This is a genomic window from Blautia sp. HCP3S3_G3, assembly GCF_052063365.1.
In the GTDB taxonomy this organism is placed as follows: Bacteria; Bacillota; Clostridia; order Lachnospirales; family Lachnospiraceae; genus Blautia_A.
Genome location: NZ_JBQHXR010000001.1, coordinates 351,063 through 375,522, shown reverse-complemented (window position 1 = coordinate 375,522; position 24,460 = coordinate 351,063). Strand labels below are relative to the sequence as shown.

General features: G+C 44.0%; 23 protein-coding genes, 1 pseudogene and 1 riboswitch. Of the genes and pseudogenes, 5 read left to right on the top strand and 19 right to left on the bottom strand.

Going from position 1 to position 24,460, the window contains the following annotated elements; genetic code table 11:
* Nucleotides 1-34: 34 nt before the first annotated feature.
* The 14 genes from ACTNEW_RS01635 to ACTNEW_RS01570 form a co-directional block, all read right to left on the bottom strand.
* Nucleotides 35-772, bottom strand: a complete 738-nt coding sequence (locus tag ACTNEW_RS01635) for an ABC transporter ATP-binding protein (RefSeq protein ID WP_441057127.1) — start codon at nucleotides 770-772, stop codon at nucleotides 35-37.
* 25 nt (nucleotides 773-797) lie between these two features.
* Nucleotides 798-1,754 carry an ABC transporter substrate-binding protein gene (locus ACTNEW_RS01630; RefSeq protein WP_441058084.1) on the bottom strand — a complete coding sequence of 319 codons (957 nt, stop codon included), beginning with the start codon at nucleotides 1,752-1,754 and terminating at the stop codon, nucleotides 798-800.
* Nucleotides 1,755-1,788: 34 nt separating this feature from the next.
* A complete protein-coding gene (locus ACTNEW_RS01625) occupies nucleotides 1,789-2,559 on the bottom strand; it encodes an ABC transporter permease (RefSeq protein ID WP_441057125.1) in 771 nt (256 codons plus the stop codon).
* Entirely contained in the window at nucleotides 2,522-2,824 is a 303-nt protein-coding gene (locus ACTNEW_RS01620; RefSeq protein WP_441057123.1) for a thiamine-binding protein, read from the bottom strand. Before ACTNEW_RS01620 ends, ACTNEW_RS01625 begins: the two co-directional genes overlap by 38 nt.
* A 144-nt stretch (nucleotides 2,825-2,968) precedes the next feature.
* A riboswitch (TPP riboswitch) is annotated at nucleotides 2,969-3,080 on the bottom strand.
* Complete coding sequence (locus ACTNEW_RS01615; protein ID WP_441058082.1) at nucleotides 3,041-3,253, bottom strand: hypothetical protein; 213 nt, start codon at nucleotides 3,251-3,253, stop codon at nucleotides 3,041-3,043. It overlaps the preceding riboswitch by 40 nt.
* A gap of 7 nt (nucleotides 3,254-3,260) precedes the next feature.
* A complete protein-coding gene (locus ACTNEW_RS01610; protein ID WP_441058080.1) occupies nucleotides 3,261-3,695 on the bottom strand; it encodes an acyl-CoA thioesterase in 435 nt (144 codons plus the stop codon).
* A 250-nt stretch (nucleotides 3,696-3,945) separates the two neighbouring features.
* Nucleotides 3,946-4,728, bottom strand: a complete 783-nt coding sequence (locus ACTNEW_RS01605; protein ID WP_441057121.1) for a ZIP family metal transporter — start codon at nucleotides 4,726-4,728, stop codon at nucleotides 3,946-3,948.
* 33 nt (nucleotides 4,729-4,761) lie between these two features.
* Nucleotides 4,762-6,264 (bottom strand): ATP-binding protein, encoded by a 1,503-nt coding sequence (locus ACTNEW_RS01600; RefSeq protein WP_441057119.1) that lies wholly within the window; start codon nucleotides 6,262-6,264, stop codon nucleotides 4,762-4,764.
* Nucleotides 6,254-7,609, bottom strand: a complete 1,356-nt coding sequence (locus tag ACTNEW_RS01595) for a vWA domain-containing protein (protein WP_441057117.1) — start codon at nucleotides 7,607-7,609, stop codon at nucleotides 6,254-6,256. The genes ACTNEW_RS01600 and ACTNEW_RS01595 overlap by 11 nt, the downstream gene beginning before the upstream one ends.
* The gene (locus ACTNEW_RS01590) at nucleotides 7,606-8,577 is read right to left on the bottom strand and encodes a leucine-rich repeat protein (RefSeq protein ID WP_441057115.1); all 972 of its coding nucleotides are present in this window, start codon (nucleotides 8,575-8,577) and stop codon (nucleotides 7,606-7,608) included. The genes ACTNEW_RS01595 and ACTNEW_RS01590 overlap by 4 nt, the downstream gene beginning before the upstream one ends.
* 324 nt (nucleotides 8,578-8,901) lie before the next feature.
* Complete coding sequence (locus ACTNEW_RS01585) at nucleotides 8,902-9,861, bottom strand: ABC transporter substrate-binding protein (protein WP_441057113.1); 960 nt, start codon at nucleotides 9,859-9,861, stop codon at nucleotides 8,902-8,904.
* Nucleotides 9,862-9,876: 15 nt separating this feature from the next.
* Nucleotides 9,877-10,590, bottom strand: coding sequence for an ABC transporter ATP-binding protein (locus ACTNEW_RS01580; protein WP_441057111.1), 714 nt, complete (start codon nucleotides 10,588-10,590; stop codon nucleotides 9,877-9,879).
* Nucleotides 10,580-11,347 (bottom strand): ABC transporter permease, encoded by a 768-nt coding sequence (locus ACTNEW_RS01575; protein WP_441057109.1) that lies wholly within the window; start codon nucleotides 11,345-11,347, stop codon nucleotides 10,580-10,582. The genes ACTNEW_RS01580 and ACTNEW_RS01575 overlap by 11 nt, the downstream gene beginning before the upstream one ends.
* 32 nt (nucleotides 11,348-11,379) lie before the next feature.
* Nucleotides 11,380-11,637, bottom strand: a complete 258-nt coding sequence (locus tag ACTNEW_RS01570; RefSeq protein ID WP_441057107.1) for a TM1266 family iron-only hydrogenase system putative regulator — start codon at nucleotides 11,635-11,637, stop codon at nucleotides 11,380-11,382.
* Nucleotides 11,638-12,261: 624 nt separating this feature from the next.
* Here ACTNEW_RS01570 and ACTNEW_RS01565 point away from each other — a divergent pair.
* On the top strand, nucleotides 12,262-13,863 hold the full coding sequence (locus ACTNEW_RS01565) for a recombinase family protein (RefSeq protein ID WP_441057105.1): 1,602 nt from the start codon (nucleotides 12,262-12,264) through the stop codon (nucleotides 13,861-13,863).
* A gap of 27 nt (nucleotides 13,864-13,890) precedes the next feature.
* Nucleotides 13,891-14,139, top strand: a pseudogene (locus ACTNEW_RS01560) (manganese catalase family protein); the annotation flags it as partial.
* 138 nt (nucleotides 14,140-14,277) lie between these two features.
* Here ACTNEW_RS01560 and ACTNEW_RS01555 read toward each other — a convergent pair.
* On the bottom strand, nucleotides 14,278-15,510 hold the full coding sequence (locus ACTNEW_RS01555) for a glycerate kinase type-2 family protein (RefSeq protein ID WP_441057103.1): 1,233 nt from the start codon (nucleotides 15,508-15,510) through the stop codon (nucleotides 14,278-14,280).
* A 218-nt stretch (nucleotides 15,511-15,728) separates the two neighbouring features.
* On the opposite strand from ACTNEW_RS01555, the gene ACTNEW_RS01550 reads away from it, so the two are divergent.
* A complete protein-coding gene (locus ACTNEW_RS01550) occupies nucleotides 15,729-16,535 on the top strand; it encodes an MBL fold metallo-hydrolase (protein WP_441057101.1) in 807 nt (268 codons plus the stop codon).
* Nucleotides 16,536-16,819: 284 nt separating this feature from the next.
* Here the strand turns inward: ACTNEW_RS01550 and ACTNEW_RS01545 are convergent, their stop codons facing one another.
* The gene (locus ACTNEW_RS01545) at nucleotides 16,820-17,833 is read right to left on the bottom strand and encodes a helix-turn-helix domain-containing protein (protein ID WP_441057099.1); all 1,014 of its coding nucleotides are present in this window, start codon (nucleotides 17,831-17,833) and stop codon (nucleotides 16,820-16,822) included.
* Nucleotides 17,834-17,946: 113 nt separating this feature from the next.
* Nucleotides 17,947-18,453 carry a DNA-deoxyinosine glycosylase gene (locus ACTNEW_RS01540; protein ID WP_441057097.1) on the bottom strand — a complete coding sequence of 169 codons (507 nt, stop codon included), beginning with the start codon at nucleotides 18,451-18,453 and terminating at the stop codon, nucleotides 17,947-17,949.
* A 679-nt stretch (nucleotides 18,454-19,132) separates the two neighbouring features.
* On the opposite strand from ACTNEW_RS01540, the gene mgtE reads away from it, so the two are divergent.
* Together mgtE and hydE are read left to right on the top strand one after the other, a co-directional pair.
* Nucleotides 19,133-20,572: a magnesium transporter gene (gene mgtE / locus ACTNEW_RS01535; RefSeq protein ID WP_441057095.1), complete on the top strand. Its 1,440-nt coding sequence runs from the start codon at nucleotides 19,133-19,135 to the stop codon at nucleotides 20,570-20,572.
* Nucleotides 20,573-20,720: 148 nt separating this feature from the next.
* Nucleotides 20,721-21,773: a [FeFe] hydrogenase H-cluster radical SAM maturase HydE gene (gene hydE, locus ACTNEW_RS01530; RefSeq protein WP_441057093.1), complete on the top strand. Its 1,053-nt coding sequence runs from the start codon at nucleotides 20,721-20,723 to the stop codon at nucleotides 21,771-21,773.
* A 78-nt stretch (nucleotides 21,774-21,851) separates the two neighbouring features.
* On the opposite strand, the gene ACTNEW_RS01525 is transcribed toward hydE, so the two are convergent.
* Both ACTNEW_RS01525 and ACTNEW_RS01520 read right to left on the bottom strand, forming a co-directional pair.
* The gene (locus ACTNEW_RS01525) at nucleotides 21,852-22,466 is read right to left on the bottom strand and encodes a C39 family peptidase (protein WP_441057091.1); all 615 of its coding nucleotides are present in this window, start codon (nucleotides 22,464-22,466) and stop codon (nucleotides 21,852-21,854) included.
* A 220-nt stretch (nucleotides 22,467-22,686) separates the two neighbouring features.
* Complete coding sequence (locus tag ACTNEW_RS01520; protein WP_441057089.1) at nucleotides 22,687-24,198, bottom strand: Na+/H+ antiporter NhaC family protein; 1,512 nt, start codon at nucleotides 24,196-24,198, stop codon at nucleotides 22,687-22,689.
* Nucleotides 24,199-24,460 lie beyond the last annotated feature (262 nt).

Here is a 24,460-nt window from a genome sequence, read left to right as displayed (position 1 = left end):
GATTTAAAATTACCGGATTCATCTTTTCCGAAACTTATCCGATTTTTTCCAGTATCAGTCTCTTATACTGCAGGAATTCTTCCGTCAGATTAAAGTCTGCTCTGCGGGGTTTTGGCTCTCTGATCACAATTTCCTGTGTGATTTCTCCAGGTTTGCCTGTAAGCAGATAAATCCGGTCTGACAGAAGAATCGCCTCATCAATATCATGAGTAATAAACAGTGTAGACAGATGAATCTGCTCCATAATATTCAGATACCAGGTATGCATACTGCTCTTTGTAATAGTATCCAGCGCAGAAAAAGGTTCATCCAGAAGTGCCACATTTCTGGAAAACATGTAGGTACGCATCAGAGCAGCTCTCTGACGCATACCGCCGGAAAGCTGGCGTGGATACTTTTTTTCCGTACCTTCCAGACCAAACTCCGCAAAATAGGGAGCTGCCTGTTTTCTTGCTTCTTTTTTGCTCATTCCCTTAATAACCAGGGGAAGCGCCACATTATCCTCAATTGTACGATATGGAAGAAGCAGATCTTTCTGGAGCATATAACTGATTTTTCCCGGTTTTCCTGTAATTTCTTCACCATCAAGGAATACCTGTCCTTCATCAGGTATCGTTAGCCCTGAAATCACATTAAACAGCGTGGTTTTCCCCCCGCCGCTCACACCCAAAAGACATACCAGTTCTCCCTCATGAAGAGTCACATTGACATTCTGTATGATTTTCCTGCCGTCAAAGGATTTGCTGACATTTTTTACGATTAGTTCTGACATCTCTCAAAACCTTTCTGATTCGAGATTATTCCGGAAGGTAATCATTGGAAAATCCGGTATTCTCCGGAATTTCATCTTCTACCAGTTCATTCTCATTCAGCCACTGATAAAAACCGTTCCATCTTTCCGGATCAATATATCCCCACTGTTCTACCTCAGCTTTATACTGTTCTGACAGATAATTCTGACTTGCCACAGTAAGCTCCTGATCAAGCTCAGGAGCAGCTTCACAGAGAATTTCTGCAGCTTCTTCCGGATTTTCGATTGCATATTCATATCCATCTCTCAGTGCTGTCAGGAACTTCTTTGCAGTTTCCGGTTCACTGGCAAGGAAATCATTATTTGCGATTACAACAGGTGTATAATAGTCAAATACCGGGTTAATATCTTTAAATGCAAAATAATCTGTCTCCAGACCTTCCAGTTCCATCTTAACGCCTGCCCATCCGTAGAAAATCCAGATAGCATCCACAGATTTTGACTGCAGTGCGGAAACTTCATCGGTAACAGTACTTGGAATCATTTCTACCTTGCTGTAATCACCGCCGTCCTCTTCTACTACGTTCTGAATCATTGCTTTTTCCACAGGACTGTCCCAGGTCGCATATTTCTTTCCTTCCATTCCCCTGGGAGTATCCATTCCCTCTCCTTTTCGCGATACAATTCCTGAGGTATTATGCTGGATCAATGCAGCTACAGCAGTAGTCGGAAGAACATTTTCCCCTGCCACCCCAGGCGCCATCGTATCCTGGAAAGAAACACCGAACTGTGCCTTTCCGGATGCTACCAGAGCATCTGCACCATCTTCCGGCGGCTGGACAATTTCTACTTCCAGGCCCTGTTCTTCAAAAAATCCCTGACTCTCAGCCACATAGAGTCCTGTATGATTCGTATTCGGAGTCCAGTCCAGAACAAATGTGATTTTCTCGGTCTCTGCTTCTTCCGCATAAACCGGAACTGCACTCATCATGGAAACGGTCATTGCTGCAGCCATTCCTGCTGCCATTATTTTCTTTTTATTCATTTTTTGTATCCTCCCATGGCATACATTTTTTCTGTAAAAAATCCACCAGCTTCATCAGAAGCAGACTGATCAGTGAAATTAAAAAAATTACTGCGAACATTTTGTCAAAGGAAAATGCCTTTTTAACCCTGGTCATATAAACTCCCAGTCCTGAAAATCCACCAAGCCACTCAGAAATCACCGCACCTACGACAGAATATGCAACGGAGATCCGAAGGCTTGCAAAAAACTGTCCCATAGACCCCGGAAGTTTCACATAACGGAAAATCTGAAATTCCGAAGCTCCCATGGAACGCAGCAGATTCATGGTATCCTTATCTGCACTCCGGAATCCATCCAAAACTCCCACCGTAACAGGGAAGAATGTGGCAATTACGATCAGAATGATTTTCGGCAGCATTTCATAACCGAACCATAATACCAGAAGCGGTGCCACAGCCACTGTCGGAATCGTCTGAGTCAGCACGACAAGCGGATAAAATGCCTTATAAAGCACCTCAAACCTGTCCATCAGAACTGCCATAACAAAACCAAATGAAACACCGCAGGCAAGTCCGATAAACGCTTCCAGAAGGGTGACTTTTGCATTTTCCATCAGAAGCGGAAACTCCTGGATAAATGCTTTTACTACCTGTACCGGAGACGGAAGCATGTAGCCCGGAACAATTCCAAGAGCCGATACCGTCTGCCAGATTATCAGGAGAATCAGAATCGCAGCAATCGTATTAATCTTCGAGGTGATGCTTTGAAACTTTTTTCTCAATGGTGAGCACCTCTCCTTCCGGACGATAGGTGACTTTGATATAAGCTGCTACAGAAGGAGCTCCTGCTTTGATTGCGATGTGCTGGCATTCTTTTACGATGTCCATCAATTCATCATAATCTCCTTCAATTGCAGTCTCAAAAGGTCCCACATAACAGTTCAGCCCTGTGCTTTTGATGTAGGCAATCACCTCATCTACCACACGGATCAGTTCTTCATCATCTTTTGCTTCAGGAAGTACCTGAATTGCTACACTTGCGTTCATTTTGTTTCCTCCTTTTCTTTGCCCGCGAAAAAAACACTGCCCGGAGGGCTTTTTATATCGCAGGAAAATGCAGAACAGTTCCTGTTCCATACAATAAAAAAGCTCCTGCAAGGCAGATACCGCGGGAGCTGATTCATCCATTACAGAGCTTCTGACGCTCATCCCTCCGCTGGCATTACCCAGATCAGGTTGTAGGGTCCGATACGAATACGGTATCTATCTCAGCCGGTCTTCACCAGCACCCCTGTAAATGATTATTTGATTAACTACTTTACCACGACTGGACAAAATGTCAAGCACATTTTCACAAAGTGCGTTTGACAGCACATTTCCCGGAGAGTGTTTGATATTTCTCAGAGTGTGTTTGAAACTTTCCCAAAGTGTGCTTGAAACTTTCCCAGAGTGTGTTTGAAACTTGCTTTCCGACAGATGTGTGTCACAATTTATCGGAAATTTCCATCAAACCTTCAAAAATCCTGTGGATTTCCGGATAAGAACGTTTTAAGGAAAGCGGTCTGCCCTCCGGAGTTAGGAAACAATGTCTTGTGTATCCGGTACAGCGCACTTCTCCTGTTTCTTTGTCTCTGACTGTATAAGCAAGCTGAAGCCGGATGCCATTATAAGCAACTACCTTCGTATCAATCAGTACCCTGTCTGAATAATGAGTCATGGTTTTGTACTCCGCATTTGCCTCCAGAACAGGACTCATTACTCCGCATTCTTCCATCTCCCGGTAGCCAAATCCTATCTCTTCCAGCACGTATGTGCGCGCTTCCTCAAACCACCGGATATAGTTGGAATGATGTACAATGCCCATCTGATCCGTCTCATAATACTGAACTTTATGTTCATACGGCTTAATTTCTGCCATCTTATCTGTCATATTTCCTGTGGAATTTTCCGTCTTATTTTCCGCCATATTTTCGCTCATACTTCCTATCTTATTTTCTGCCATATATTTCACCCTGTTTTCTTTTACATATCTATCTTTTTTTCTTAAAGCGTGTTTGAACATTCATTCCAGACATCTGCATCCTGCTCCTTTTTTTATTTCTCACGCCCTTATAATTATGCCTCCCGATGCAGTCTGTATGTTATGTTGTTATCAACCAGAAACATCCTTACCCGAGTGCCACATCCAGCGCCAGCATCACTGTAAAACCGACAGTAAAAAAGACGGTTCCCAGATTGGAATGATGCCCTACTGACATTTCCGGAATCAGTTCTTCCACTACTACATACAGCATCGCACCGGCTGCAAAACTGAGAAGATACGGAAGAATCGGAACGATCAGACTCGCACCCCACATTGTAAGAAGTGCAGCCACCGGCTCTACGATTCCAGACAGTGCTCCATGTAAAAAAGCCTTCTGCTTACTCATTCCTTCTGCCCGAAGAGGCATGGAGATAATCGCTCCCTCCGGGAAGTTCTGAATCGCGATTCCAATGGATAATGCAAGTGCTCCCGCCATTGTGATCGTATCATTTCCTGCCATCCATCCGGCATATAAAACACCGACTGCCATACCTTCCGGAATATTGTGAAGGGTAACAGCCAGTACCAGCATGGTTGTTTTTTTTAGACTCGATTTTGGTCCTTCCGGCTCCTCACTGCTCTGGTGTAAATGCGGAATAATCCGGTCCAGCAAAAGCAAAAACAGCACTCCCAGCCACACACCGGCAACCGCCGGAACAAACGCCCAGCTTCCCATTGTTTCTGCCTGTTCCATAGCCGGAATCAGAAGACTCCAGACAGATGCCGCCACCATTACTCCGGCTGCAAATCCTGTCAGCGCTCTCTGTACCGATACATTCAGTTTTCCTTTCATAAACAGCACACAGGCTGCTCCCAGCGCAGTTCCCATAAACGGAATCATCACGCCTCGAAATACTTCCATATTCATTGTTTCCTCACCCTCCAGTACATAGTTATTTTCTTACAAAGCTTCAATTCTTTTCCGGATTTCCGTACTCACATCTTCAAAAAGCATCTCTTTATTATACTGATAATATCGTTCGCATTCATATTCCTGCAGGAACCGGATACTGTAAAAATCTGTATTCAGATCCGCAATAAATACAACCATTTCCTGGCTGTTCAGAAATGCTGTTTCCATGAAATCGAACGTATTTTCCAGAACATTTCCTGCCTGGTCAAACAGGATGTCGAGTGCTCTTCGATCCATGGAAAATTCCTGTTTCATAATCTCAAAAGCGCTTCTGCCATCTGCATTTCCCGCTTCCGCCACTTTATTTTTATATTTGTTCAATACATCCAGAGCCCTGCGATAACAGCGGTCTTCCCGGCGATTCAGAAGCTCCGCAGTACGTCGTTTTTCCCACTCCTCACGCAGTAATTCGATATGCTGTCCGATAATCATTTCCGGCTCTTTACTTCCATCGATTACTTCCCGAATCATCTTCAGAGTCTCAAAAACCTTCTCCATAATTTCTTCCATCTGAACGGCTTTTCGAATGAATTGTCCCACTCCGGAGAACAGAAGATTCACTACACTCATGCGCTCATCAAAGGATGCATGGGCGATTTTTTTGATCATTCCTTCAAAGCTTTTTCCCTGAAGGATCTCATCAATCTGATAATCCGCTTCATACTTCCGATACAGTTCATAATATCCGGCAAAATCCCCCGCCACTTTCGGATGCTGGATATACTGGATCACAACATCTGCCGTGACATCTTTTCCAAGTTTTTCATATACAGAAATCATCCGCGACAGATCTTCCCAGCCTCGGGGAGTTGCAAACTGTCTGCCGTCCACCGTTGTCTCCATCTTATAAAAGAACCCTGTACGAAGGTTCAGATACGACAGAATACAGGGATGAATGTTCTCCTGATACGCATACGCTTTCCATACCTGAAAATCCGGTTCCACCTCAATCTTTTTCACGCGGTCCATAGTGACCACATCAAATTCACGAACCGATTTATTATATTCCGGAGGATTTCCTGCTGCCACAATGATCCATCCTTCCGGGATCTCATGGTTTCCAAATGTCTTACACTGAAGGAACTGCAGCATGGCCGGTGCAAGGGTCTCGGAAACACAATTGATCTCATCAATAAACAGAATTCCCTCTTTCAGCCCTGTTTCTTCAATTTTATTATAAATACTGGCAACAATTTCGCTCATGGTATACTCTGTAACTGCATATTCTTTTCCGTCATAGCGTTTATGAGAAATAAACGGCAGGCCAATTGCACTCTGTCTCGTATGATGCGTAATTGTATATGCCACCAGCCCCACCTGACATTCCCTGGCCACCTGTTCCATAATCTGCGTTTTTCCGATTCCCGGGGCTCCCAGAAGCAAAACAGGTCTCTGGCGGATCTTCGGAATCACGTATTCTCCGTACTCATCTTTTAAAAGATATGCCTCTACCGTATCAATCAGTTCCTGTTTTGCACGTTTAATATTCATAGTCTTCTGCTGTCCTCTCTTCCTCTCCAAGTTCTTCCGGATCAATGATCAGTTTTATCGCCCAGGGCGGTACATCCACATCCCGGTAATCATCTTTCATAAAGATGAAAGCAGTATCATAGGGCGGCATCTTTACAGGAAAAAGACCATATCCATCCGTAAAATAAATAAGTCCCCGAAGCTTTGTAAAAGCCCCTGCATGGCGAAGCTGTTCCACATATTCAAAAGGTGGACGGAAATCCGTACCTCCAAAACCTTTCACCGTAAATCCGGCAAGATACGTTTCCATTTCCCTGCTGTTATGGATCACAACATCCTCCTGAATCCGGTCATCACACTGAATAATATGAACGTTGATCTGTCGGAAAAAGCTCTCAGATTCCGAAAGAACTCCATATGTTTCTTCCAGAAAATGCCGGATCAGATCTCCTTTACAGGACATGGAAGTATCCACGACAATCACAAAATCTTCGATTTTTTTCATTTCTTTTGTTTCCAGAGGCTCAATCAGAGGCATATTCCCATAAGTCTCAAGACCGTAATGATAAAAGATATAGTCAAAGGCATCCATATCCACTTTCATCTCTTCTTTGAGTACGGAAAACTTTCGGAGAAAGGCTTTGTAATCATATCTCTGCCGGTTTTCAATCTGCAGCTGTTCCAGAAGACTTCCTGACTCAGAAGCTGCTTCTTTGGAAATTGTCTCCATTTCTGTCTGCATTTTCTGACGCATATCTTCCCATTGCTTCTGCCGGTTCGGTGTCCCGTTTCTTGTCTTTCCATCTTCCCAGCGGCTGTGATCATCAAGACGGAATTCCTGCTCCATTCTGGCAATTTTCCCCGGTTCCTGCGGTGTATTTTCCAGAATGCGGTAAATCACTTCTGCTGTCAGTATCTTTTTGTATGCTCGCAGTTCCAGATAGATTTCCCGGCGAAAACTGCCCGGACGCAGATACACTGCTTTTTGATAAAGTTCATCAATGATTGATTCCACAGCTATATCAGATGCCAGATTCCATAACCTGGAATTTCGATTTTTTCCATTCCACACATGACAGAAAAGGCAGTGGAGCAGTTCATGAAGATACAGCCTGTTGATCATTGTTTTCCGGTTCAGAAACGCCTGAATAAGCCAGTCCGGTTCAAAATATAGAAATTCGCCATCCGTACCGAGCGTCCCTGTCTGAAACGATGGTTCTGGCTTCAGGGAAGCCAGTGCGACATCCATAAAACGCATGGAAGCATACAGTTCATTTCTCGCATTTTTCAGGATATCCCGACAGATATCCAGTCTCTCTTCCTCTTTTTTCTGTAGTTCCTGTATGGGGCTTCTAATCTCTTTCACAGTTCAAATACCTTTCTCTGTTTCTTTGTATGTCGATGAAGATAATCCATAAGGATGCTGACCAGTTCGGCATCTCCCTGCTGTCCTGCCCGGTCCAAAAGCTCCCCGGCAGTCTCGCCGGATGGCTCTGTTTCCCTAAGAATTGTTCTGATAAACGCATATTCTTTTCTCCCGGCAAGCAGACTTACGGCTGGCTGAATCTGTTCTTTCAGATAATGAACATAACGGATTCGGGCATCCTCACACAATTCCATGGGATGCAAAATCCGGTCCAGAGCCAGGGAAATCACCAGTTTTTCATTCTCCCAGGCTTTTGCATATTCAAAAAGACGATCGTATTCCAGAACATGGAGTTTTTTATGGACAAAACAGTTCCTGTATCGAATTCCGCTTCCATGTACATGATTTTCAAGAATTCTTGCCGGTGTATTTTCCACACCCTCTTCAAAAAATTCCGGAAACCAGAAGCGCCCTGTTTCCCCGTTTTTTATGATATCCACACACAATTCTTCCGGCAGTTCCGTCAGAATTTCCCGTAAAGAAGAGCTTCCCTCTTCCCCGATTTCTACTTCAATCTGATTGATTTTGTGACATCCGGTCAGCGCGCCTGCCCCGATATCTGTAAGATTTCCGCCAAAGCTTAGTCTCTGCAGATTACGGCAATTATAAAATACATATCTTCCGATCTTCGTAAGCCCCTGCGGAAGCTTCAGTTCCTGAAGACGTTCTCCTGCGATTTCCGGCAGATGAGCTGCCGATTCTACCTTTGTTCCGTCTTCATGGCACAAATTCCCATGCAACAGCATTTTTTCAAAATCTTTCCGGTCCATCCTGTCCGAAAATGTATAATCACCAAGTTCTGTGACTGGGATTTCCCTGATAAACTCCGGAATTTCCACAACCTCACTCTGCCCGAAAACTCTTGTTATCTTATATCCGTTTTTTGCATTTTCATATAGAAAAATCATGATATTCCCCTGCGGCTGATGCCGGATTCTCTCTTCTTAATATACAACGATTTTATCATACACATTTCGGTGAAAAACGTCAATAAGCCCAGACCCAAAATCATACATTCTATACGCCCAGACCCCAAATCATACATTCCTGCAGATATGACTGAAAAACACAGTTTTCTACAGACATGTCCACAGCTAGAGTGTGTTTGAAAATTGCTCTGGTAAATCGAAAAGATGCAGGAAAACTTCAGCAATTTACCGAGCTTCCCTGCATCTTTTCTTTCAGCAAAACATCAATTTATCTACAATTTTGTCAGACCATCCAACATACCATCAGCGAATCACGAGTTCCTCAATATCCACTTCTTCTTCGATCATTTCTGTATCCAACATGAATTCCATGGTAGATTTCATCGCTTCAATATCGGAATCTTTAATCGTCATATCAAAGTCATAGTATTCATACATTTCTTTGACTGCATCTACTTCAAGATCCAGAAATTCCGCTGCCTCTTCCATTGCTTCATCCGGATTTTCATCCATATAATCCAGTACTTCTTTCTGTGCTTCCAGGAATTTATCCACTACATCCTGATGCTCTGTATAAAACTTGTTGGTCGTTGCACAGGCAATCGTTGCTTCTACAAGACCCTCCCCGTTTGTTACCAGATGCGCACCACCGGAAGCAGTATTATAGGCTGCTGCCCCTGCCAGAAGTGCACAGTCTGCGCTTCCGCCGCTTAATGCTGCCATCGCATCCGGAATCGTGGTATTTACAAAGTTTACATCATCAATCGTCATATCTCCGGATGCCAGATATGCAACCAGAAGCTCATGAAGAATGGTTCCCTGCGGGCCTGCAATGGTTTTCCCTTTCAGGTCTGCCGGGGATGCAATGCTCTCATCATTGGAGAACAGACAGAAGGCCTTCGGAGACCGGCTGTACATGGAAATAATCTTAATATCTGCACCGTTTGCTGCTGATAAAATAACAGACGTTGCACCTACTGCATACAGGAACTGAATATCTCCGGATGCAAGTGCCTGTGTCTGGTCAGCACCGGAAGTCAGATCTGAATATTCTACGGATTCAATTCCCAGATCCTTCATATTTTCCGCAAAAATACTGTGATTTTTTTCCACAATAGACGGAACATTCAATGGGGAGGTAACATAGGTTACAGCTATAGAATCCAGTTCTTCCGCCATAACCATCGACGGAGAGCTCATTGTCAGGGAAGACAGTGTAATTGCTGCCGTAAGTAAGAGTGACATTGTTTTTTTCGCTTTCATTTGCATATCTCCTTTTTATGAATTGATATTTTGAAGAATATCCTCTTTAAGATCAGCCATCTCTCCTGCCAGAAGATTTCTCTGTTCCGGCTTCTCTTTCAGATGATAAACTTTCTTCACTTTTTTTTGATCAATAACCACGATATGATCACCAATCGTCAGTGCTTCCTCAATACTGTGCGTGATAAAAAGCACTCCACAGTCATTCTTTTTGTGAATATCCAGAAGCGCCTGCTGCATACTGCTTCTGGTAAAATAATCCAGTGCTGCAAATGGCTCATCCATCAGAAGAAACTCCGGTGAAACAGCCAGAGCTCTTGCAATTGCCGTGCGCTGTCCCATACCTCCGGACAGCTGTGATGGCAGTGCATGTTCAAATCCGGACAAGCCTGTCAGGTCAATCAGTTCTCTGATTTTCTCTTCCCTGATTTCCTTTTTTTTCAATCCGAAAACGATATTTTTCCATACGGTTAGCCATGGCATCAGGCGCGGTTCCTGAAAGACAATCGCAGTTTTTGACTTCTCCGGATAAGTAACCGTACCCTGAAAATCCTGATCCAGCCCACCAATAATCCGAAGAAGCGTTGTCTTTCCGCACCCGCTTTTTCCCAAAATTACCGTTATGGCATGATGGGGAACTGTCAGGTTAAAATCTTTCAGAACCTCCAGACGCTGTCCTTCCACCAGAAACGATTTTTCTATCTTTTGAAGCTGAATATCATGACCCATTTTTCTCACCGCCTACACAAACTTTACGGATAAATACAGAAAACAGCTTATCACAGACGCAGCCGATAATCCCGATCAGGAAAATACCGATCAGGACTTTATCTGACCGCGACATCTGCTGTGCAAACACGATCATATGGCCCAGTCCTGATGCTGCCGCAAACATTTCCGCGCCAATCAGCGCCCGCCAGCTATATCCCAATCCGATACGCATTCCAACCAGAATATCTTCTTTCGCATAAGGCAGGATGATACGAAAAAACAGCTTCCATCTGGAAAATCCCATTGATTTTCCCACCTCAATCAGTCGCCTGTCACATTCCACAAATCCCTTGCTGATATTCATTGTCATTGGAAAAAAGGAGGCAAGGACAATGATGATCAGCTTGGAAGTTTCTCCAAGACCAAACCATAAAATCAGCAAAGAGATCATGGAAAGCGGCGGAACATTCCGCAGAAAATTACTGACATGCTTCAGATATGCCGCATGTCCGGGCAGGTATGCAGATAGCATTCCCATAAAAAAAGCCAGTGCGAATGATATAAAAAATCCGGTCAAAACACGCTTAAAGCTTACCAGAATCGCCTCAAAAATCTCGCCTTTCTGCAGCATTTTCAAAAAAGTGGCTCCCACTTTCCATGGTGTGGGAAGCAAATATGTATTCCAGATTTCCAGCACTGAAACCACCCACCACAGAATGAAAAGCAGAATAATCACATACCATGGTTTCAGGAATTGATGAATTTTCTTAATCACAGCGTGTACCTCACAATTGTTTTAAAGACCGCTTATTCCTTAAATATATAATTCGAATATGCAGCCTTCGCAGTAACACCTTCAATACGACCGATTTTTCCTGAAAAAGCACTGATGATATCCTGCGGTGCATCCACTGCAATACTGATGATATTGATTCCCTTCTGGCGGTAAGGAATCCCCATTCTTCCTACAATGTATTCCGAATACTCATGAATTACCGCATTCATTTTTTCTACGGAATCCGGCTTTTCCAGAATAATTCCAATGACTGCAACTCTTGTTTCCATTGCTGTTTCCTCCATTAGACAACAAATACGTATCTCTTTTAATAAATGAATCGTTATTTTCTGCACAAAAACAACAAATTCATCTCTTATTTTTTGTACAAGAAAGAATCCTGCCCGGAGGGCTTTTTTATATTACAGGAAAATGCGGAACACTTTAATATAAAAAAAATCCTCCCGCTCCAAATGCAGAAGGATTCATACACAAACAAAACCCAGGCAGCTGCCTGAATCATGCAATCGGCTTTGTGATGAGGAAATCCTTGTCATTCAGAACGATTCAACTATTTTCTTTTCAAATTTCATCGATATGTTTATTATATCAGATAATTTCCGGGATATCCAGTAAAAATTGAAAATTCCCGATGTTTCCTTTTCCTATGTGTTACTTCACACTGTTCATGATCACACATATGGTACAGGCACTCCCGCATACATTTTCATAACCCCAAAAAGGAAGGCGTTTTATGGGCAGAAAGCAAACCCGGATCATCTGCAAGAATGTTTTCAAAAGCGGCGGAAACACTCCTTCCAAAGAATCCTTTACACAACTGTGGCTCTCTCTGATTCCTCTGTCAGAAAAAAACAAACATATAAAACAACCAGCTTGTCCCAGGGAGAAACCGCATGACTGACCCCTCCCTTCATCAAACAGCAGCCATCTACTGCCGCTTATCGGAAGAAGACCGGAACAAATCGTCCGAAACCAGCGACAGCGAAAGTATTCAGAATCAGAAATCCATGCTGGTTAGCTTTGCCCATGAGCAGGGCTGGGCGATCTATGATATCTACAGCGATGACGATTATACCGGTTCCGACCGGAAACGTCCGGAATTCAACCGCCTGCTGAAAGATGCGGAAAATAGGAAATTTGACATCATTCTCTGCAAAACCCAGTCCCGTTTTACCCGCGAACTGGAGCTGGTAGAAAAATACATTCACGGATTATTTCCGCTGTGGGGAATCCGTTTTATCAGTATTGTTGACCATGCAGACACCTCCAACAAAGGAAACAAAAAATCCCGGCAGATCAACGGTCTGGTCAACGAATGGTATCTGGAAGATATGTCGGACAACATCCGGAGCGTCCTGACCGACAAGAGAAAAAAAGGACAGCATATCGGAGCTTTTGCCCTGTATGGCTACCAAAAAGATCCGGACCGGAAAGGGCATCTTCTCATTGATGAAGAAGCTGCTTCTGTAGTACGTGAGGTCTTTACTCTGTTTTCGCAGGGATACGGAAAAACAGCCATCGCACGGCTTCTGAATGAGCGTCACATCCCGAATCCGACCGAATACAAACGACTGCATGGTCTTCACTACTGGCAGCCCCGAACCCCAAACAGTACCTTGTGGAAATACTCTGCCATCGCTCATATGCTTCAGAATGAAATGTATATCGGCAATATGGTACAGGGAAAATACGGGAGCATTTCTTACAAAACCAAGCAGAACAGACCACGTCCCCAAAGTGAGTGGTACCGTGTCAAAAACACCCACGAACCGATTATAGACCAGAATCTCTGGAACCAGGTACAAAGCCTTCTCCGCAAGCGAACCAAACCCTTTTCCAACGGAAAAACCGGTCTGTTTGCCGGAAAAGTCCGGTGTGCATACTGTGGATATATCATGCGCTCTTCCCAAAGCCACAACAGATATTACCTGCAGTGTCCCAATCATCATATAGCAAAAGAGTCCTGTACCGGTGCTTTTATTTCCGTGGAAATTTTAAAGCAGACAGTGATCACAGAATTCAATCAATTCGCCAGAGAATATCTTGATAAAAATGAATTAGCCGCACAACTATCCTCCATTAAACAGCTATACACCCCCGATATTTCCAGACAAAAAAAACAGCTGGAAACCAATATTTCCATGTACCTAAATAAAATATCTGAGTACCAGACAGCCCTTCAGAATTTATATCTGGACAAAGTCAGAGGTATTATTACAGAAAGCGAATTCTTATCATTTTCCCATGATTTTTCCGATGATAAAAATCGCCTGGAAATACTTCTCTCCGATACCCGAAACGCCTTATCTGGGCTGCAGATAAATGAAAAAACAGAGGAGCCGGCAAAGAACTCTTCCCTTCACAAATTGGAACCATACACACAATTCAAAGACCTGAATCGGGAACTCATCGAAACAACAATTGACTATATAGAAGTAGAAAGACGTATCTCCGGTACAGAGAAAATCCCCATCACGATTCACTGGAATTTTTGACATGAAATAAGTTGTTCTTTTCCTTTCGCCCCAGAGCAGAAAGCGCGTTCCACTTATGATAATATCCTCCGGGTAGTCCGGGATATTCCGGAAATCGCAGACCCCATCCGCTTTCTCCGCGCCCGGGAAGTCGTCCATTTCCAGCGCTTCGGGGAAGCTCTCAGAAGTGTCCAGGAACAGCTGGATTCCAAAAACTTTTATGCTTTCAATCCGAGCTTTGATGTACCATGCATGGAAACCTGCAAAGACTGCAAAGATTGTGAAAATTGCAAATAAACGCAGATACTGCCGGACAGGTGAATGATCACCGCTCCGGCAGTATTCTTATGTAACCAGATTGTCGTTCAAACCATGCGCCTGAATCCTGCCATGCCAGGAAAATTGCGCCCAAAATACTCTGTACAAAATTCCCGGTTAACCCAGCATTGCAACGGCAACGTCATTCACATTCGTGCCTGTCGGTCCTGTGATAATCAGGCCTCCCGCTGCTCCCAGAGCGGTATAGGCATCGTTATTGGACAAAACAGTGAAGACATCCAGATTCTTCTCTTTGAGACGATCCAGGGTATCTCCGTCTACATAACCACCGGCCGCATCTGTTGGCCCATCTGTTCCGTCACTTCCCACGGAAAATACACAGGCATTGGGAATCCCTGCAATTCCCGGTGCCGCGGCAAGAGCCAGTTCCTGATTTCTTCCGCCTTTTCCCTTTCCGGTAAGATGCACTACTGTCTCCCCTCCTGCAATATAACAAAGACGTTTCCCATCCTTTGCATGGGTACGAAGGATACTTGCCAGCATACTTCCTGCCTCTCTCGCCTCGCAGCAGAGTTCATCGGTCAGAAGAACAGGTTCATATCCAAGTGCTGACGCAGCTTTTCCTGCAGCTTCACACAGTTCACGAACACTTCCTGTAATCTGCGTAGTCACATTGGCGAGCTCCTTGGGTGTTTCCTCCTGCATCAGTGCCTGCGCTTTTTTCGACAGATTCAGGTGATATTTTTCGATAATTGCATCTGCCTGCTGACAGGTAGAAGTATCCGGATATGCCGGACCTGATGCGATCATATCCAGCGGATCTCCCAGAATATCGCTGAGCACAATGGCATTTACCCTGGCAGGCATGCACGCCAGGGCAAAACGGCCGCCCTTTACACCGGACAGACGCTTGCGTATAGTGTTCATTTCTACAATATCCGCACCGCATGCCAGAAGCTGTCTGGTAATATCCTGCAGTTCCTCTCCCGGAATCAGCGGCTTCTCAAACAATGCACTTCCACCGCCGGAAAGCAGAAACAAAACCGTATCTTTTTCTGTCAGACCGCTGACTTTTTCCAGTGCTTTTTCTGTTGCAAAAAAGCTGTTTTCATCCGGAACCGGATGTCCGGCTTCCCGGCACTCCACTCCCGGAATTTCTCCTTTTACATGATCATACTTGGTGATGACAATTCCATCATCCACCTGTCCCAATACACGCACAGCTGCTGCAGCCATCTGCCATGCAGCCTTTCCTGCTGCCACAAGAACCGTACGACCGCCGCAGCCCTGGAAATTTTCCAGGGCTTTCTCAACGGCACGGTCCGGCATCACTGCACCCAGGGATTCCCGGATGATCTGATCTGCTTTCTCTCTCAAACTCTTTTTCATTCTGCATATTCCCTTCCTCGTGTTCCTCTCATTTCATGTTATCCTTATCCAGCACTTTACCAAAACTCTTCGTCTTCTTTACTATACACCTCTGTACAGTTCTTCTCAAGCTACGTTTACAATAAAATCCGGAAAAAGCTTGCATCCTACTATTATTCGTTTATAATGAATAGAAAGCCATCTTTCGGTCATCATATCCACACAGGAGACAAATTACCATGGAAAACTTAATTGTTCTCGGTACTGGCAATGCCCAGGCCATTCACTGTTATAACACCTGCTTCGCTATGAAAAACGGCGAAGAATATTTTCTCACTGATGCCGGCGGCGGCAACGGTATTCTTCTGGCTCTGGAAAAACAGAACATTCCGCTGGAAAAGATTCATCACATTTTTGTTACGCATGCCCACAACGACCATATTCTCGGTATGGTCTGGATGATCCGTATGATTGCCACCAGCATGAACAAATCCAAATACGAAGGCAATCTGCATATTTACTGCCATTATGAGCTGGTGGATACGATCCAGACTCTTTCCCGTCTGACTATTGGCAAAAAATTCACTGACCATTTTGGTTCCCGGATTTTATTCCATACAGTGGAAAACGGCGGGCAGAAAGAAATCCTCCAAGACCGCTTCACCTTTTTTGATATCGGTTCTGCCAAAGAAAAACAGTTCGGTTATCAGATTCAGATGCAAAATGGGATCAAACTGGCTTTCCCGGGCGATGAACCTTATCGGGAAACTCTGCATCCCTATGTGCAGGGAGCTGACTGGCTGCTCCATGAAGCATTCTGCCTGTATGATCAGCGTGATATTTTCAAGCCATACGAAAAGCATCACAGTACCGTCATGGATGCCTGCAAACTTGCAGAAGAATTAAATATCCCCAATCTCGTTCTGTGGCATACAGAGGACAAGGACATTGCCCACAGAAAAGAAAAATACACCGCAGAAGGACGGGAATTCTATCACGGAAACCTGCTGGTTCCGAATGATGGAGAAGTTCTTTCTTTTGAATAAAAGGAAAGCTCTCCAGTACTGCAAACTTACCGTACTACCTGCTGAATCTCTCAGTTTTTTTATATTACCCGAAATTTTTTCCACTTCCCGGATTTCTGCCGCCGGAAGAATAGTACCGCCCGAATGATCCAGTCACAGACCATCGCAATCGCAATACCAATGACACCCATTTGCAGTGCGATTCCTAAAATACAGGACAGTAACAGGCGCACTGCAACCGTGGATATGACAGAGACATACAATAACGAAGAACTCTGATTTCCATATAATCCCCTTTCCGGATTTCATTTTTCTTCCTTTCTCAAAAAACCATAGGTTTCTTCATCCTGAAAACATTGTCTCAGATTATTTTTTAATTCATTCAGAAAATCTTCATTGACATCTTTAAACTTCATATGCTCATAAAGCGGTGATTTCGTAAAACTGTTGATATCATTCACACTGCCAAGCATCTCTTCCATGATCGACAGGACAGTATCCGCATCTTTTTCCAGCGTTGCAATTTCCAGCTGGCTGGCAGCTTCATGATATCTGCCCATGTCAAAGCACCTTGCAGCTTCCGACTGCTTGTCTGCAAACAGATGTGCTTTTTCAAAATTATTTTCCTGCAATGCCAGAAGATACAATCCCTGCAGGGTAGCATTTATCATCTGATAATCTGCAAACAACAGTTCTTCGTATGCCTGATAAGCCTTCCTGATCTGATTTGCTGCACTGTAAATCTGTGCCTGTTTCCTTTTTTTCTCCGGATTTTGTTCAGAAAAAAATCTCAGACATTCTTCTGCTTTTTTATATTCATTTTTTCTCAGGTAAAAACTAAACAGGGAATCAGCACTCCTCTGACGTACCGTCTCATCCCGGCTTTCCAGTGCCCTCTGATACCAGGCACAGATGATCGGATCATATATTTCCTCATCCTGTACTTCCTTCATCATTCTTCTGGCATCGAATATGACCGCGATCTGCCATATGAGCATCTCACAGTTCGGATATCTTTCTATAATCTGTCTTGCCCAGCAAAATGCTTCTTCAAAAGACTGTTCTTTTAGCCTTCTGTCAGCCTCGTCAACAATATCTTTTATTTCCTTTTCCGTCAATTCTTCAGAAAAAGATAACAATTCATCCGTCGTAATACCCAGAAGTCTCGCAATCGGTGCCAGCATCATAATGTCCGGCATGGAATTTCCATTTTCCCATTTATTTACTGCCGGTGCAGACACACCAAGCCGTGCTGCCATTTCTTCCTGCGTCAGGTTTTTCTTTTTTCGGTATTTTCGAATCACTTGCCCTAATTCCATATCCAATCCTCCTCTTTGGTCGCATTGGCCTTTGCTAAAACTAGCATACCAGAATTAAGATTATTCCACAATTGAATAACCATTAAATAATCTTCAAAAAAATTAACTGATACTCATACTCTCTCCGACAACAATTCTTTCAATACTTTCCACTCCCCAATCAGCCGTTCCAGATTCCATGCCGCATTTGCAGGACTTGTAGAAGGAAGTACAATCGCCGGAATCCCGATCTGTTTTTCCTGATACCTGTGATAATAATTCCCGGATGTTTTTCCGTTGCAGATCACATGTGAAATTTCCGATTCCTCCAGAATTTTTCTCAGATCCGTAGGAACCACATTTTTAATACTGCTGTCACTGGATCCTCTGATGTCGCAGCTGTAAATCGTGTCCCACATAGCAACATGATGCTTCAGAGCAAGCTCCTTCTTTTCTTCTATTGTTTTCGGAACCGGTTCCTGAAAAACTGCTGCAAGCACGGGCCAGTACCTGTTGTGCGGATGCCCGTAAAAAAACTGCTGCTCCCTTGATTTCACAGATGGAAGGCTTCCAAGTACCAGAACTCTTGACTTCTTATCGAATAATGGTCCAAAAGGATGGACAATATGTTCATATTCCATAATTTCATTTTTACCTCTCTGTTTCTATTTTTTTCTTACAAAAATAAGTTTGATAGCCGATTGCTTTCATTCGTAAACTGGATATCGGATGTTCGTCCTTCATAAAAATAACATTGAAATCCCTCTCTCCATGCATTATAATGAACACATACGGAATCTGAAAACCGTATAAATACAAAATAAAGGATGTGAACAGAATGGAAAGTTGTGATAGTCATGGTCGAAGTAGATGCATAAGAACAGAATCATCCGGAGCAGTTTCGGGAACCGGCCTTATCACAGAACCGTTCCCTTCTGTTTGTATGTTTTGGAAATTGGAGTGTTATTGTTAGTGGAAACACAATGAACAGTAACACGTAATTTGTCTGGTATCGTTTTTATCGAATCAGAATAATCTGAAATTTCCGATTTATTTTCCGGCGTTTCTGCTCTTTTCCCTGATAATTATATAACAAATTTCATAAACGACTGCAGGATCAGAAATATTCATCCCCGTATATTTTTTTGCATTAATGACACACGAATATACGATAATAAGAAAAACAAGTCAGATGTATCAGCTGCTTATTTTTCAAACACACTCTTAATCCTGCGGTTTCCAGTGGAGGAATATCATCCTGCATCTTTTTTTGGCGTGCAATTATCACTTTAGCAACAAAAAGATAAGGAGGACGTAACAATGGAAAACAAAATTCTGGAATCCAATGCTTCTTTCGAAGCAGAAAAAACGGTTTCAAAACCGGATTACAAAAACGAAATTTTAACGATCATCCGCAGCAATGCTTCGCCAAAAGTCATGTGTGCCCAGCTGGATGATTATCATGAAAATGACCTTGCAGATGTACTGCCGGTTCTTTCACCTGCCGAGCGGAGGAAACTTTACAGAATCCTGGATCTGGATATGCTCTCCGGAATGTTTGAATATACAGATGAGCAGGATGCCGGACGTTATCTGAATGAAATGGATCTGAAAAAAGCTGCTGCTGTCCTCTCCAGCATGGAAGCAGATGCTGCTGTGGAAATTCTCCGGGAACTTGACAAAAGCAAACGCGCACTTCTGATCGAGCTTCTGGATGTCCGGGTGCGCAAGGACATCGCCCTCATTGCTTCCTTTGATGAGGACGAAATCGGAAGTAAAATGACCACAAACTGCATCATTATTCAAAAAGAACTTTCCGTAAAACAGGCCATGAGCGAACTCATCCGCCAGGCATCACGCAACGACAACATCTCCACCCTTTTCGTAGTGGAAGATAATGATACATTTTATGGTGCGATTGATCTCAAAGAACTGATCATCGCCAGACAGACGGATGACCTGAACGATTTGATCATGACATCCTATCCTTATGTCTACGGCCAGGAATCCATTGATGACTGTATCGAAAAACTGAAAGATTACTCAGAGAACTCCATCCCGGTTCTGGACAACAACAATCATCTTCTCGGAGTCATCACTTCCCAGAATATCATTCAGGTTGTAGATGACGAAATGGGAGAAGATTATGCACGACTTGCCGGCCTGACCGCAGAAGAAGATTTGAAAGAACCGCTGAAAGACAGTATGAAAAAGCGTCTTCCATGGCTTCTGGTTCTCCTCGGACTGGGCATGCTGGTTTCCTCTGTAGTCGGTGTTTTTGAAAAAGTCGTATCCCAGCTGACACTGATCATGTGTTTCCAGTCATTGATCCTTGATATGGCCGGAAACGTGGGAACCCAGTCCCTGGCAGTCACGATCCGGGTATTGATGGATGAGTCCCTCACCGCCCGCCAGAAGCTTTCCCTCGTCGGAAAGGAAATGAAGATCGGCGCGAACAACGGCATCATTCTGGGCATTCTTTCCTTCTGTTTTATCGGCGTCTACATCTGCCTGTTCAAGGGAAAAGATCCTGCTTTTGCCTTTGCGGTATCCGCCTGTATCGGATGTTCGCTTCTTCTGGCAATGATCATATCCAGCATTGTGGGCACCTGTATTCCGCTCTTTTTCAAGAAAATCAATATTGACCCTGCCGTTGCCTCCGGTCCGCTGATCACCACCGTCAACGACCTGGTGGCAGTCGTTTCCTATTACGGGCTGAGCTGGCTTCTCCTGATTCAGGTCATGGGGCTTGCGGGGTAATTATTTTTTCATATCATTCATATAGGTATTTTATTTCTTGACATCCCTGACAGACAGGATATAATAAAACCAACATAGACAAATCAGCGGTGTCCGTTATTGCATTTACAATGTACCAAACAAATCACAGAAGAAAAGAGGTGTTCTTATGATCGACAGACAGATCACTGACCTGATTGACAGGCTGGAAACGCAGCATTCTCTCTCCCTGGAAGAATACGCATTTCTTATTCGGAACCGTACACAGGAATCCATGGACTACATTGCGCCCAAAGCCCGCCATATCCGGGAAGATATTTATGGAACCTCGGTTTACGTGCGCGGTCTGATCGAATTTACCAATATCTGCAAAAATGACTGCCTGTACTGCGGCATTCGCCGTTCCAACCACCAGTGTGAACGCTACCGCCTTACGGAAGAGCAGATCCTGGAATGCTGTGATATGGGATATAAACTGGGATTCCGCACCTTTGTACTGCAGGGCGGAGAAGATGGATTCTGGAACGATGACAGAATGTGCGGACTCATCTCCCGGATCAAACAGGCATATCCCGACTGTGCTGTCACGCTTTCTCTCGGAGAGCGCTCCAGGAACAGTTATCAGAGATTATTCGATTCCGGTGCAGACCGTTATCTTCTGCGCCATGAAACCGCAGACAAAACGCATTATGAACAGCTTCATCCGCAGGAAATGTCATTTGAGCACCGAATGAACTGCCTTCGTGACCTGAAAGAGATCGGATATCAGGTCGGATGCGGTTTTATGGTGGGTTCCCCCTTCCAGACACCGGAAACACTGGCCAAAGATCTGAAATTTCTGGAAGATTTTTCTCCTGACATGTGTGGGATCGGACCGTTTATCCCTCATAAGGATACCCCATTTGCCAGCCAGTCAGCCGGTACACTGGAAGAGACCCTGTGGCTTCTCTCCATCATCCGCCTGATCCTTCCCTATGTCCTTCTGCCTGCTACGACAGCGCTGGGAACCATTCATCCCAAAGGCAGAGAAATGGGGATTCTCGCAGGTGCGAATGTTGTCATGCCCAACCTCTCTCCTGTTTCTGTGAGAAAAAAATACGAACTTTACGATAATAAGATCTGCACAGGCGATGAAGCTGCCGAATGCAGAAACTGTCTCAGCAGACGCATCCAGTCTGTGGGATACGAACTTGCCACAGACCGGGGCGATGTCCGCAGATAGCAGATAACCAGCCATATCTAGTATAAGCCACGATAAATACCTTATTGTGGCTTATACTAGATATGGCTGGTTCTTTTTTTATTCCATGTACCGGAAGCGTTTTTTCAATCCAACTGCCTGACGATGGTATGCTTCATACCGGTCCCTGATGATTTCCTTTGGACATGCAATAACGCCGCGGTTTTCATATGGATCATTAAAAATATAATGTTCCCTGTCTTCTCCAACCAGCAGCATGCAGTGTTCATTGGAAATCCAGGTAAAGGTCTCGCCTGTATCCAGAAGTTTCCATTCCGGTCCGATCACCGGTTCCCGCATGTTGATTGAATTCCACAGGATGACCGGCATTCCCTGCTTCAGGTAGGTTTCTGCCAGCTCATCCAGATTCTTCCCTGTTTCATCCACAACCTCATAACGGTCTCCCACGATCTGTTCAAGCGCTCTGCAGATCACAGGTGCGTAACATCCAAAGGAATCCGGATCATAGGGACTTCCTGCAAAATATTTCCACGGATCCGGTCCGTACATGATGCCGTCTCTTATTTCAAAATCTTTTTTTTCCAGATATTTCCGGATAAACTCATCAACCGAAATCTCATATCCCAGATAATGCAAAAGCATGACTGCAGTCACGCTTTCACATCCTGTGGGATATTTTTTACTCTGATCAATGTAAGGTACCTCAATTTTCATCTCTCACAACTCCTGTTTTCTTTTCTGCTTCCAGAACGTGTTTGATAATTTTCAGCTTGTTTATTTTCCTTTTACAAATTCTAAAAAATGCAGTATGGTATTCTCACCGTGTCCATCAGCACAAAACCGGAACCAGAGCTTTTTTATTCACTCCGGTTCCGGTTTATACACTGGAACAGCGAAAAACAAATGACTGAAAATTATTCGCTGTACTTAAATATCAGGCATCCTGTTTCGCACTGTATACACGGATAAATTCCAGAACAGCAATCAGAATAATCAGACTCAATGCCAGCGTAATGATCCAGTTTTTGCAGATTCCGGCAATTACATAGCCGACTGCACATACTCCGGCAACAACCATCGCATACTGCATCTGCGTAGACACATGATTGATATGATTGCTCTGTGCACCTGCAGATGACATAATTGTCGTATCTGAGATCGGGGATACATGATCACCGCATACCGCACCTGCAAGAACTGCAGATACAGAAATAATCATCATCTCCAGATTCTGTCCTCCAAACAGAGAAACCACGATCGGGATCAGGATCGCAAAGGTTCCCCAGGAAGTACCTGTGGAAAATCCCAGAAACAGTCCCACTGCAAACATGATAACCGGAACCAGAACACTGGCAGATGCATTATTGCCAACAACACCACTTACAAAATCACCAAGACAGAGGGCATCACCCACACCTTTCAGGGTCCATGCAAGAATCAGTACCATGACAGCAGGAATCATCAGCTTGAATCCCTCTACCAGACTGTTCATAAATTCTTTGAAGCTTACAACCTTACGCGGAAGATACAGAACCATCATAAAAAGCACCGTAATAAAGGTCGCAAAAATAAGACTTGTTTCCGCATCACATCCGGCAAAAGCATCGATCAGATTGGTTGCTCCGCCCAGCATACCGGTATAGATCATTGCACCAACTGCTGAAACAATCAGAACAGCGATCGGCAGCACAAGATCATACACCTTACCATTGGATGAGATTTTTTCTTCTGCTACATTGTCAAATTCTTCTGCTCCGCTGGTAAACAGATCTCCTTTTGCTGCGTTTCTTTCATGGATCTTCATCTGACCAAAATCAAAGCCGCGGCAGGTAATATAAAGAACCATCACAATTGTCAGAAGTGCATACAGATTATAGGGAATGGTTCTCAGAAACAGCTGGAAACCTGTAATTCCCGCATCCTCCGGAACATAGGAATTTACTGCGGCAGCCCAGGATGAAATCGGTGCGATGATGCAGATCGGTGCTGCTGTTGCATCAATGATGTATGCAAGCTTGGCTCTGGATACTTTATACCGGTCTGTAACAGGACGCATAACGGAACCGACTGTCAGACAGTTAAAATAATCATCCACAAAAATCAGCATTCCCAGACCGCTGGTTGCAAGAAGTGCGGATTTTTTGCTCTTGATCTTCTTGCCCGCCCAGCTGCCGTAAGCAGCGGAACCTCCCGATTTCTGCATAAGCACAATAATCATACCAAGCATAATATCAAAGATCAGAATATTCAGGTTCATATTCTCTTTCATAATATCAAACAAGGCATTAAACGCATCCCACGGCACGAATCCTGTATAAAACAGCACACCAACGATAATGCCGATCAGCAGCGAACTGTACACTTCCTTCGTGATAAAGGCAAGGACAATTGCCAGAACAGGCGGAACCAGCGCCCACCAGGTCCCGATAAACATAGAGTTACTCATAAAATCTTTCCTCCCATTAATCATTTTGTCTTACGGAATACAGACATTTGCCATCTGCTGCCGAAGACTCCGCGTTAAAACGTTGCTCAATTATACCATGGTGTTACAAAATATACAATATTTTTATACTTTTTATACATTGTTTTTTCAGTTCTAAAAAATATTTTCGTCAAAACAAACAAATAAAAATCCCCCTTAAGCAGACTTTATTTACCTTGTCTACTTAAGGGGGAGCATATCATCATTCCCTGCGGTCAGCAGC